General features: G+C 73.7%; 9 protein-coding genes and 1 pseudogene. 4 read left to right on the top strand and 6 right to left on the bottom strand.

The window, feature by feature from the left end; translation table 11 throughout:
* On the bottom strand, positions 1–877 hold an 877-nt coding region (locus E2651_RS37375; RefSeq protein ID WP_135335723.1), incomplete at its 3' end, for an ABC transporter permease.
* A gap of 14 nt (positions 878–891) precedes the next feature.
* Complete coding sequence (locus E2651_RS37370; RefSeq protein ID WP_135335722.1) at positions 892–1,740, bottom strand: ABC transporter ATP-binding protein; 849 nt, start codon at positions 1,738–1,740, stop codon at positions 892–894.
* A gap of 202 nt (positions 1,741–1,942) precedes the next feature.
* On the opposite strand from E2651_RS37370, the gene E2651_RS37365 reads away from it, so the two are divergent.
* Complete coding sequence (locus tag E2651_RS37365) at positions 1,943–2,812, top strand: MarR family transcriptional regulator (protein ID WP_135335720.1); 870 nt, start codon at positions 1,943–1,945, stop codon at positions 2,810–2,812.
* A gap of 62 nt (positions 2,813–2,874) precedes the next feature.
* On the opposite strand, the gene E2651_RS37360 is transcribed toward E2651_RS37365, so the two are convergent.
* Together E2651_RS37360 and E2651_RS37355 are read right to left on the bottom strand one after the other, a co-directional pair.
* Positions 2,875–3,468 (bottom strand): sigma-70 family RNA polymerase sigma factor, encoded by a 594-nt coding sequence (locus E2651_RS37360; protein WP_245239462.1) that lies wholly within the window; start codon positions 3,466–3,468, stop codon positions 2,875–2,877.
* Positions 3,469–3,658: 190 nt separating this feature from the next.
* On the bottom strand, positions 3,659–4,462 hold the full coding sequence (locus E2651_RS37355) for a hypothetical protein (protein ID WP_135335719.1): 804 nt from the start codon (positions 4,460–4,462) through the stop codon (positions 3,659–3,661).
* Between the two features lie 222 nt (positions 4,463–4,684).
* Between E2651_RS37355 and E2651_RS37350 the strand changes: the two genes are divergently transcribed.
* Positions 4,685–5,737 carry an NAD-dependent epimerase/dehydratase family protein gene (locus tag E2651_RS37350; protein ID WP_135335718.1) on the top strand — a complete coding sequence of 351 codons (1,053 nt, stop codon included), beginning with the start codon at positions 4,685–4,687 and terminating at the stop codon, positions 5,735–5,737.
* A gap of 16 nt (positions 5,738–5,753) precedes the next feature.
* On the opposite strand, the gene E2651_RS37345 is transcribed toward E2651_RS37350, so the two are convergent.
* Both E2651_RS37345 and E2651_RS37340 read right to left on the bottom strand, forming a co-directional pair.
* Positions 5,754–6,866 carry a HAMP domain-containing sensor histidine kinase gene (locus E2651_RS37345; protein ID WP_135335717.1) on the bottom strand — a complete coding sequence of 371 codons (1,113 nt, stop codon included), beginning with the start codon at positions 6,864–6,866 and terminating at the stop codon, positions 5,754–5,756.
* Entirely contained in the window at positions 6,859–7,695 is an 837-nt protein-coding gene (locus tag E2651_RS37340; protein ID WP_135335716.1) for a response regulator transcription factor, read from the bottom strand. Before E2651_RS37340 ends, E2651_RS37345 begins: the two co-directional genes overlap by 8 nt.
* Before the next feature lie 123 nt (positions 7,696–7,818).
* Between E2651_RS37340 and E2651_RS37335 the strand changes: the two genes are divergently transcribed.
* Both E2651_RS37335 and E2651_RS44820 read left to right on the top strand, forming a co-directional pair.
* Entirely contained in the window at positions 7,819–8,553 is a 735-nt protein-coding gene (locus E2651_RS37335) for a glycosyltransferase family 2 protein (RefSeq protein ID WP_135335715.1), read from the top strand.
* Positions 8,550–8,955, top strand: a pseudogene (locus tag E2651_RS44820) (hypothetical protein); the annotation flags it as partial. The gene E2651_RS37335 and the pseudogene E2651_RS44820, both read left to right, overlap by 4 nt.

Genomic DNA, 8,955 nt, shown 5'->3' with positions numbered 1-8,955 from the left:
CCACCCTTCGCAGCGCCCGCTCCCGCCGCTCGGCCACGCTCGACCCCGACTCCCTGCGTGCCATGCGGCGCAGCACGACCGGCGCCACAAGCAGCCCCACCACGGCCCAGACGCCGAGCACCCCTGCGGTCTCCCAGTGCCGCCAGGACTCCCCGATCTCCACGGCGGCCGCACCGTCCGGAAGCAGCGCGGAACGCATGCCGAGGCCGAGCCAGTAGATGGGGAACGCCTGGGCGAGCCACTCCACCCACTGCGGCATCGCGGTCACCGGGTAGAAGATGCCGGAGACCGCGATCAGGCCGAGGACCGGCAGCTGGACCAGGGCCTGGCTGCGGGCGCTGGTGAAGACCGAGCCGAGGACCGCGCCGATGGGCAAGGTCGCCACCATGCCGAGGACGAGCACCCAGGTCAGCGTCAGCCAGGAACCCGCGCCGCCCACCGCGAGGCCGTCGATGAGGAGAACGCCGGGGATCAGCAGGATCGCGAGGTCGGCGATCAGTCCGCCCGCCACCGAGACGACCTTGCCGACGAGATGGCCGCGCATCCCGTTCGGCGTCGCCTTGGCCCGCAGCAGCGTGCCGTCCTCGCGTTCGGCGGTGAGCACCTGGCTCATGGTGACCATGCCCATCGCGGCGTTCATGCCCAGGATGCCGGGCAGCGCGAGGGTGCCGAGCAGGAGTCCGCTCGTACCGAACGTCGTGTCCCGCAGGAAGAACAGGACGGTCAGCATCAGCACCGGCCAGAGCAGGTGCGACAGCAGGTCGCCGCCGTTGGTGAACGACTGCCGCAGTTCGATCAGGCCACGGGTCCAGCCGACGCGCAGCGCCACGGCCGCGGGACGCGTCGCACCCGCCCCCTTCGTCTTCTTCGTCCTCATCGCGTACGTTCCGCTCATCGGGCCGCCACCTCGCCCTCCCGCACCAGCGCCAGGTAGGTGTCCTCCAACGAGGCCCGGCGGACCTCCAGTTGGCCGATCGCCTCGCCGTACTGCCCGAAGAGGCCGCGTACGAACGCCGTGGAGTCGGCCGACGACTCGACGAACCGCCGCCCGTCGCGCGTCCAGCGCACCTCGTCCTTGCCCGCGGTCCGCCGGGCGAGATCGTCCGCCGCGCCGTCCGCGACGATGCGCCCGCCGGAAAGAATCATGATGCGGTCGGCGAGCTTCCCCGCCTCGTCGAGGTCGTGCGTGGTGAGCAGGACCGTCGTCTCGTGGTCGTCGGCGAGCCGGTGCACGAGGTCGTGGAACTCCTGGCGCGCCTGCGGGTCGAAGCCCGCGGTGGGCTCGTCGAGGAAGAGCAGTTCGGGGCGGCCCACGATGCCGATCGCCACGTCGAGCCTGCGCCGCTGCCCGCCGGACAGTGTCTTGATCTTCTTGCCCGCGTGGGCGGTGAGACCGACGGCGGCCACGAGGTCGTCGGTGTCCCACGGGCGCCGGCGCGTGGCCGTGGAGTAGGGGGCGTAGTACGTGCCCAGATGCGCGAGCAGTTCCCGCACGCGCCACTTGCCGTGGTCGCGCCAGGACTGCAGTACGACACCGATCCGGGCACGCCAGGCCTCGGAGCCGTCCGCCGGGTCCGTGCCGAGCACCGCGACCCGCCCCCGCGAGCGGATGCGGAACCCTTCCAGGATCTCGATGGTGGTGGTCTTGCCCGCTCCGTTCGGCCCGAGCAGGGCCACCACCTCGCCGTGGTGTGCCTGGAACGTCACATCGTGCAGAACGTCGGTCGCGCCGTACCGCATGCGCAGCCCTTCGACATCGAGCACGACGTCCTCGCCGGTCGTCGTCACGTCAACTCCTCGCCGGACCTCTTGATACAGCCGCGAAGCTACGTTGCGTTCAGCGAGCCATCAATATGGAAACCGCCAAGTAAGGTGCTCCAGCAAGGGATTTCATGGCGTACGTTGCAATGGCATTGCCGTCGAACGCAAGGAGGCGGTGCACGTGCCCGGAGGCAGGCTCACCCACCAGGACCGCCGGGACATCGGCGCGGGCCTCGCCGACGGACTCGGTTACGCCGAGATCGCGCGGCGTCTGGGCAGACCGACGTCCACCGTCAGCCGGGAGGTGGCGCGCAACGGCGGACCCGCCGCCTACCGGGTCGACCACGCCCATCTGGCCACCGAACGGCGTGCCCGGCGGCGCACGCCGCGCCCGCCCCTGGACCCGTCGGCGACACCCGACGCCCACGGCCGCGACCCCGACGTCGTCGGCGACTTCGCCGAGGAGCTAGCCGCCCTGATGGTCCACACCGGGGTCCCGCGGATGGCGGCGCGGGTGCTCGCCCGTCTGATCACGGACGACTCCGGCAGCCTCACCGCCGCCGGACTCGTCCGGCGGCTGCGGGTCAGCGCCGCGTCGGTCTCCAAGGCCGTCGGCTATCTGGAGTCCCTCGGGGTGATCAGCCGGGTGCGCGAGAGCGGGCGGCGGCGTGAGCGGTACGTCGTCGACGACGACCTGTGGCTGCGGGCGTGGACGACCAGCGCGCAGACGCACGCGCAGTGGGCGGACTCCGCGCTGCGGGGCGTCGACCTCCTCGACGCGGCCACACCGGCGGGAGCGCGCCTGGCCCAGATGAGCGGATTCTTCGCGACGCTCAGCGACGACATGAGCGGCGGCCCCACGGCCGTCGACGACGCCCTGACCGTGCTCGCCGCCCTCCTGCACGCGGCCTCTCCCCTGACCACGGACCAACTGGCCACGGCCCTGGACTGGCCCCCGTCCCGCGTGGCCCGGGCCTTGGACCACGCCGCTCCTGACCGCCTCTCCCCGGCCCAGCGAGCGGCCATCAGCTCCCCGCCGCCCGGAGATTGACCGCGCGCCGCGGCCGCCCGGCGTGACTGCCGGGCGGCCGAGACACGAAGGCGCGCGACCCGTCAGGCCGCCGCGCCGGCCATCGCGGGGCGTTCGGCGTCCCGCAGCCGTTCCATCAGCGAGAGCCGCGCACGCGCCACCCGCGAACGGACCGTGCCCACCGGACAGCCGGTGAGCAGCGCGGCCTCCGCGTAAGGCAGCCCCAGGAGCTGGGTGAGGACGAAGGCCTCACGCCGCTCGTCGGGCAGTGCCGCGAGCAGGTCGGCCAGGACGACGCCGTCGTCGAAGCCCGGCAGCCCGCTGGGCTGGGCGCGCTCCGCCGCTGACTGCCAGTCGTCCGTGTCGCAGAGACGCGGCCGGGCCGCGGCGTGCCGGAGGCTGTCGATCACCGCGCGGCGGGCGATGGACAGCAGCCACGTACGGGCGGACGAGCGCCCCTCGAAACGGTGCAGGCTGCCGAGGGCCCGCAGAAATGTGTCCTGGGTCAGGTCTTCGGCGGCCTGCGGGTCGCCGCCGAGGTACGTCACGTACCGGCGGACGTCGCGGTGCAGGGCGCGCACGAAGTGCTCGACCGCTTCCGGGTCACCGCCGCGGGCGGCGAGCGCCCAGGCCGTTATCGACTCGTCGGGGGAGCCGGGCAAGGCAGGAATGATCACCTGGTGTCCTTCTCGGGAGTCCGGAGATCCGGGATTCCGGGATGCGGACCGGCCGTGCGCGCGCGTACGCGGGCACGGTGCGGGTCCGGTGTTGGGGGTACGGCCGCACGGATACGTACGGCCGATGCCCGAGCCGACCGGGGCGCGAGGCGCGAGGCGCGGCGCGCGGGCGGCGTCGGGGAACCGGCTGTCAGGCGACAGCGGTCCCCACGGGCGGACCCCGAGAAGTGATGGCGTGCACGAGGAGGAACTGCCGCGGTGTGCGCACCGAGCGGCTGCGGCGCGGGCGGACCCGCGGCCGGGGAGCCGGCACCAGTGCCGTGCCGGGCAGCCGCAACGGCGCGACGAGCCACCCGGCGAAGGAACGCGCGATGCGGAAGACGGCACGTTCGCCGTGCGCGAGCCAGAGGCCGCACAGCAGCGCGGCGAGGAGGTGGGCGGCGAGCATCCCGGTGGGCGACATGCCGCCCATGTGATGCGCGTGCGCGGCCTGCCCCGCATCGCTCATGTGCCGCATGGCGTCGCTGTGTTGCAGATGCTGCATGTGCTGCATGTGCTGCATGTGCTGCATGCCGGGCATGGCGGAGGCCATCGACGTCCCGTCACCGGCCCCCGGCCCCATGTCCATGGACGTCATAGACGCCATGGACCCCATGTCGCCAGACGGCAGGCACAGCACATTGCGCACCCACTGCCGGACGAGGGAAGTGCCGGACGTGCCACCGGTGCGGGGCGTCGCGAGGGTCTGCGCGAGGGAGAATCCCGAGTGCAGCGCGGCCTGTGCCGCCACCGCGAGGGAGACGACGGCCGGCAGCCCCCGCTCACGCCCGGCAAGCACCCACGCGGCACCACCGGCGCCGACGGTTCCGGCGCCAAGGGCCCACCAGGACACCGGGCTTCCGGACATCATGACGTGCCCCAGGGCAGCGAGCAGTACACAGACGGCGGCGAACACCGCGGCCCGTCCCGCTCGACAACACCATCCAGCACTCATGGCGGCTCATCCTTACATCCGCGTCACTCTCTTCACGGAGGGGTACGCCGTTTCCCCTCGCCCCGCCCACACATCCCCTCCTGTGAGCCACACCGCACCAGTTGACGGGAACTGGACGGGACCTCGCCCCGACGTACTGACAGTGGGCCGGGTTCTTACAGACCGGTGACATGAGGCCGCGACGCGTCGATGAAGCGGTCGCGGCGGCCTAGCGTGGGCGGCATGCGTGTACTGGTCACCGGCGGTGCCGGGTTCATCGGGTCACAGGTCGTCGACGCGCTCGCGGCGCGCGGCCACGAGGTCGTCGTGTTCGACGCGTTGCTCGCGTCGGCGCACTCCGGGACGCCCCGGCCCCGCGCCGCCGGGGAGCTGATCGTCGGCGACGTACGCGATCCGGACGCGGTGGACGGTGCGCTGCGCGGCGTCGACGCGGTGTGCCATCAGGCGGCGATGGTCGGCCTCGGCAAGGACTTCGCGGACGCGCCCGAGTACGTCGGCTGCAACGACCTGGGCACGGCGGTGCTGCTCGCCGCGATGGCAAGAGCCGGCGTCCCGAACCTGGTGCTCGCGGGCTCGATGGTGGTGTACGGGGAGGGCCGCTACACCTGTGCGGAAGGGCACGGCGTGGTGCGGCCGGGGCCCCGCGCGGAGTCGGACCTGCGGGCGGGCCGCTTCGAGCCCCGCTGCCCCTCCTGCGGCGCGGAGCTGACGCCGGGCCTGGTCGCGGAGGACGCCCCGGCCGACCCGCGCAATGTGTACGCGACGACGAAGCTGGCCCAGGAGCATCTGGCGGCGGCGTGGGCACGGTCCACGGGCGGCCGTGCGCTGTCGCTGCGCTACCACAACGTCTACGGCCCCGGAATGCCGCGCGACACCCCGTACGCGGGCGTCGCCTCGTTCTTCCGCTCGTCCCTGGCGGCGGGCCGTGCCCCGCGCGTCTTCGAGGACGGCGGCCAGCGCCGTGACTTCGTCCACGTACGCGATGTGGCGGCCGCCAACGCGGTGGCCCTTGAGGCGCTTCGGGACCGCGCCGACGGGCAGTTCACGGCGTACAACACGGGCAGCGGCGACCCCCACACGGTCGGCGAGATGGCCCGAACGCTGGCGGACGCGTGCGGCGGCCCCGCTCCGGTGGTCACGGGCGAGTACCGCCTGGGCGACGTCCGCCACGTGACGGCGGATTCCGCCCGGCTACGAGCCGAACTGGCCTGGAAGCCGGAGGTGGACTTCCGGTCGGGGATGCGGGAGTTCGCGGAGGCGGGGATGCGGGGATAGGGGGCCGTCCCCCTCCCTACGCTCCCGCCTCCGGAAGGACCACCTCGAAGCAGCAGCCGCCCGTCACGTTGCGTACGGCCGCTCTCCCCTGGTGGGCCTCGACGATGCCCCGCACGATGGCGAGGCCCAGGCCCGCGCCCGCCGGGGGCGTGCGGGCGTGGGTGCCGCGCCAGCCCGTGTCGAAGACACGGGGGAGATCCTCTTCGGGGATGCCGCCGCAGCCGTCCGTCACGGAGAGGACCACTCCGTCGGCCGAGCGCCGGGCGGCGACGGCGACCGTGCCGTCGGCGGGGGTCCGCCGGATGGCGTTGATCAGCAGATTGCCGAGCACCCGGTTCATCTCCTTGCCGTCGACCTCGACCGGCACGGCGTCGATCCGGTCGCCCACGAGGCGTACGCCGTGCTCACGGGCGAGCGGGTCCGCGCCCGCGATGGCGTCGCCGACGAGGTCGTACGCGGACATCCGGGCGGGCGTGAGGGCGAGCGCGCCCGCGTGGATGCGGGACAGCTCGAAGAGGTCGCCGACCATGCCGTTCAGGCGCTCCACCTCGGTGCGGATCTGCCGCAGATAGCGGTCGGGGTCGGCGGCCACCCCGTCCTCCAGGGCCTCGCTCATGGCACGCAGGCCGGCCAGCGGGGTGCGCAGGTCGTGCGAGATCCAGGCGACGAGCTCGCGGCGTGAGGTCTCCAGGGCACGCTCCCGCTCGCGCGACTCGGCGAGACGTGCGCTCGTCGACTCCAACTCACGTGTGAGGGCGGCGAGTTCCGCGGTGGCGGGTACGCCGGGCGCGGCGAAGTCGCCGCCGTCGCCGAAGGACCGGGCGGCGAGGGTGAGCGCCTTGCTGCGGGCCACCACCCAGCGCCCGAGCAGCAGCGCGGTGGCCAGCGAGACGACGGCGGCCATGGCCACGACGGTGGTGACGACACTCAGGTCGTGCGGGGACAGGAACATCGCCCAGGCCACGGCGAGCGTGCCCGCCAGCATCGCGGTCACCGCGACACAGGCCACCACGGCGAGCGACACGACGAGCGACCGCCGCCGCAGCGCCCGCAGGAGCACCGCCCCGAGCAGCCCCGCCGCGGCGGCGCCGACGAAGGCGTAGAGCGCGATGAGGAGGGTGTCACGCATGCGGGACCACCGCCGCCTCAGGCCCGGCGCTCGCAGGGGCGGGGTGCTCGGCTGCCGTGGTCTCTGGGGTGGTGGCCTCCGGGGCGGCCGTCTCCGGGGCGGCTGAGTTCGGGGCAGCGGTCCCCGCATCCGCCAGGCGATACCCCACCCCCCACACCGTCTGGATCAGCCGTGGCCTGGCCGGATCGTCCTCGATCTTGCCGCGGAGGCGGCGGACGTGGACCGTGACCGTCGAAAGGTCGCCGAAGTCCCAGCCCCAGACTTCCCGCATCAGCTCCTCGCGGCCGAACGCGCGGCCCGGATGGCGCATGAAGAAGGCGAGCAGGTCGAACTCGCGGACGGTGAGGGCGAGTTCGGTGCCGTGTTTGACCGCACGGCGGGCCGGCGGATCGACGGTCAGCCCGGCGGCGCGCAGCGTCGAACCGGGGCCACCTCCGGTGGCGGAGCCCGTGCGGCGCAGTACCGACTCGACGCGCAGGACCAGTTCGCGGGGGCTGAACGGCTTGGTGACGTAGTCGTCCGCGCCTATCTCGAGGCCCAGGATCCGGTCGTCCTCGTCGCCCCGCGCCGTGAGCATGATGACCGGCACCGGGCCCCTCGCGCGCAGCCTGCGGCAGACCTCGAGGCCGTCGATGCCGGGCAGCATCAGATCGAGGACGACCAGGTCGGGGCGGCGCGCGGCGGCACGCTCCAGCGCCGTGTGGCCGTCCTCGGCGCGGTCGACGACGTACCCGGCACGCTCGAGGTAGCCGGTGACGACCTCGGCGACGGTGGCGTCGTCGTCCACGACGAGTACGTGCGGCGCGCCGCCCTGCGGTGGTGTCTCCATGCCGCAAGCCTCGCACCGCTCTCGGGCGAGTGCCGCACCCCGGGCCGTCCTGCCCGTCGACGTCCCCGTTTCGTAAGAACCTGAAGTCTGCTATGTCCGTTTTCTCTTCGTAGGGTGAGCAGCGTGACGCACTCCTCCCACTCCCCCGAAGACCCGCCGGGCCCAGCGGCCCCACGGGCCGACATCGTCCTCCCCTGTCTCGACGAGGCCGCCGCCCTGCCCTGGGTGCTGCGGCGGATCCCCGCGGGCTGGCGGGCGATCGTCGTGGACAACGGCTCCACCGACGGCTCGGCGGAGATCGCCCGCTCGCTCGGCGCGACCGTGGTGCACGAGCCGCGCCGGGGCTTCGGCGCCGCCTGCCACGCCGGTCTCACCGCCGCCACCGCGGACATCGTCTGCTTCTGCGACTGCGACGCCTCGCTCGATCCGGGCCTGCTGGCCCCTTTCGTACGTCAAGTCGACGCGGGCCTGGCCGACTTGGTGCTGGGGCGGCGCCGCCCCCGGAGCCGGGGCGCGTGGCCGCCGCACGCCCGCGTCGGCAACGCCGTCCTGGCCCGGATGCTGCACCGGCGCACCGGCGTCCGCCTGCACGACCTGGGCCCGATGCGGGCGGCCCGGCGCGAGGCCCTCCTGGAACTCGCCCTCACCGACCGCCGCAGCGGCTACCCGCTGCAGATGGTCGTACGGGCCGCCGACGCGGGCTGGCGGATCGAGGAGCGGGACGTGCCGTACCTGCCGCGCACCGGCAAGTCCAAGGTCACCGGCACCTGGCTCGGCACGTGGCACGCGGTCCGCGACATGCGGGGCGTGCTCGCCGAGCGGGCCCCGGCAGCACCCGGCAGCGGGGTGACCCGATGAAGCGGCACCCGCGCCCCGGCGGCTCCCAAATCCCTTACGCCGCCGAGCCGAAGCCCGGCGCCGATGAGACGCCCCGAGGCACCTCCGCACCCGGCACGGCTCCCCGCACCGCCGGCCATTCTGCGCCGGGCACCGCCCCCCGTACCGGCGACGCCCCCGGAACGGCTCCCGACACGTCACCTGGCCGCCGCTCCCCCACGCCCACGGCTCCCCGAACCTCCGACCATCCGGCGCCGGGCACCACCCGTCGCATCGGCACCCGCGCACCCCACGACGCGTCGGCCACCACCGACGGATCCAGGGCCGCACCCGGCCACGGATCCGGGCCCGCCCCCGGCGACACCCCTGGAACGACCCACGGCACGTCACGGGACCGCCACCCCACCACACGCCCCCTCACCA

This window comes from Streptomyces sp. MZ04 (assembly GCF_004684775.1).
GTDB lineage: Bacteria > Actinomycetota > Actinomycetes > Streptomycetales > Streptomycetaceae > Streptomyces.
Note: the sequence above shows the minus strand (reverse complement) of the source record. Positions and strands in the feature narration are given on the sequence as shown.